The sequence below is a fragment of the Candidatus Magnetobacterium casense genome (assembly GCF_019173545.1).
Lineage (GTDB): Bacteria > Nitrospirota > Thermodesulfovibrionia > Thermodesulfovibrionales > Magnetobacteriaceae > Magnetobacterium > Magnetobacterium cryptolimnobacter.
The window spans coordinates 1-2,213 of the sequence record NZ_JABXWD010000499.1 but is presented as its reverse complement, the minus strand read 5'-3'; the positions used below and the strand labels follow the sequence as shown (position 1 = coordinate 2,213).

Sequence of the window (2,213 nt, the reverse complement as noted above, 5' to 3'; positions counted from 1 at the left end):
AGCTAAAAGACTCAAGGATATCGCCTCCTAAAGACAACTCCTCTTTGATATTTGCAACTGACTCCTGATAAAAGTATCCAAAGACCCCGTTACGCTCAACGTTTAAGTAACCACCGTCAAATGCACCATAATATCTTGACTTGATATTTACGGTAACGTTCTTCTTCTTTGACCCATCGCTTATCACTGAATTAACTATAGTGCGAATTAAGGCTTTTGTCGGACTGATGACAGCTATCGGGTATTGTTTTCTCCACATATATCCTGCTTTCATCGCCGTACCGGTAAGGGCATCGTTGCCGATGTCGTGAGACATGACGTAATCACTGGCAACGTAATTGCCGTCGATATCCTTATGTACCGGCTTTGTCTCTATCCACCAATGACTAAATGTACCTGAAGGGATCACAAAAGGATTTAATGCGTAATAGTATGGCCCTGTGTATAATATTTTCTCTCTGAATCGGAAATTCAGGTTATCGACTTCGTTGTCTGCATTTAATGTGTATTTCTTCCTGCCGCCAAAGGCATAGTTAAACTTCTTCCCTGTCAGGTCGTATGCCATGTCTGACCCGATAACCCTGTTGCCATCGAATATGTGTTCAACGACACCCCATTGCGTAGGCTTTAACTCGGAATTCAGACTGATATATGCGTTGTACGTGTAGTCATTTGCCAGGGTGCAAAGCCCTTCCCCGCCACCGCTCTGCACAACAAGATTCTGGCCGCTGTCTCTGACCGTCAATGTCGGAGTGAGGCTATAAGGTTCAAGGTTTTGCGTCTCCTCATTGAAGCGATAGGACAAGACCCGATAGTCTGACTCAGGCTTGCCTGCAATGTACTGCATCCCGGCAAGCGGGTCGTCCTTGTGTCTGATATAGATAAGAAATATAGCGATTCCACCCTTGCCCATAATGCGGATCATGTCGTATTTTGGCGTGCTTTGGAGATATATAGACGTGCCGTCGGTGGACTCAATCCGATTTTGCGCAAATGTAAGCCCCTCTTTGAGCATCCGCTGTTTTAACTGCCACAACTTTGACTTGCAGAAAGGGACATACGGAGCACACTCAGGCCCCGTGATTTGTATCTTCAGCGGTTTGTTTGAATCACCCAAGAGAGGCATATGCCCTCCGTGTCATTATCTGAACGTTGAACTCCATGCTATCAAGCTCGAAGTCGCTGCCGTTAAGGTTTGCAAACTCTATCGTCCAGTACCGCCCCCTGGCGCCTTTGCCGAGATTGACCTTGACGGTGTGGCCCTGGATTGCAAGGCTATTAACGCTGTATACGGTTGTGACGTTGTTGTCTGTAATCACTGACAACACGAACTCACCATTGCCCACAACGCCGATGTATGCGTCAATGATAGTCTTGATGGCGCTTGAGTCAAAGTCGTGGTTGCCGGTGCGGATATGTGCGTCAATCGCCTGTCCGTTGTCATCGTCGCCGGATAGCTCGTAGATTCCGTCCATGCCGGCGGCAAGAACAACGCCGTTGCCTGCGTCAACATAGCTATTAAAGTCGTAGGCATCATAATTCGTAAGCGCACCGTTGCGGCAATTCATCACATGCGTTGTCATACGTAGGCCCTCATGCCGTGGGCGTCCACAATCGGCAACAGCAACGTTGTGTTGCCCTCATAGGCTACAACTGCATATATAACCCCTGTCGTGTACAACACCGGAAGTCTCAAATCAGCGTTGGCCGCATTGCCTGTGTTGCCTGCTACATGCAGACCTATTGACGGAAGCTGTAGCATTCCGGCCCAACCATCCGCAGCAACAACATCCGCTACGGGCATGACAATTGCACCGTTGCCGTAGATGTTGCCGTAAGCAAACGTGTTGTCCGTCAACAGAGGAATGCCAACATCACCTATTGCTACGCTTCCAACAAGCCCCCAACCTGATGCAAGCAACGCCGATGTCTGCAACGTTGCCGTTGCCGTTGCTCCAGGCAGCACAACACCGGAGGCCGTTGTCAGGCCAAGCGTCATATCCCCTTGATACGATGACGAGTGTGATGCTGTGTTAGATGTCTCCAGCGGAGATAGTCGCCAATTGAGCGATGCCGTGTTGCCGGTTAAGCCTGTTGCATCTGCCGATATGCCAGGTGTGTTGATACGACAATGTCCGCCGATGGTCATATCAACAACAGGGGCCGGTATGGAGAGCGGCTGTTGCAGCAACGCACCTGCAACGTTGCCGGTT

The 2,213-nt window shown here is 49.5% G+C and carries 3 protein-coding genes; all 3 read right to left on the bottom strand.

What is annotated here, in order from left to right:
- The coding region (locus tag HWQ67_RS16860; protein WP_218253851.1) for a hypothetical protein at positions 1 to 1,126 on the bottom strand (1,126 nt) is incomplete at its 3' end.
- Positions 1,110 to 1,583: a hypothetical protein gene (locus tag HWQ67_RS16855; protein WP_218253850.1), complete on the bottom strand. Its 474-nt coding sequence runs from the start codon at positions 1,581 to 1,583 to the stop codon at positions 1,110 to 1,112. The genes HWQ67_RS16855 and HWQ67_RS16860, both read right to left, overlap by 17 nt.
- On the bottom strand, positions 1,580 to 2,213 hold a 634-nt coding region (locus HWQ67_RS16850; protein WP_218253849.1), incomplete at its 5' end, for a hypothetical protein. The genes HWQ67_RS16855 and HWQ67_RS16850, both read right to left, overlap by 4 nt.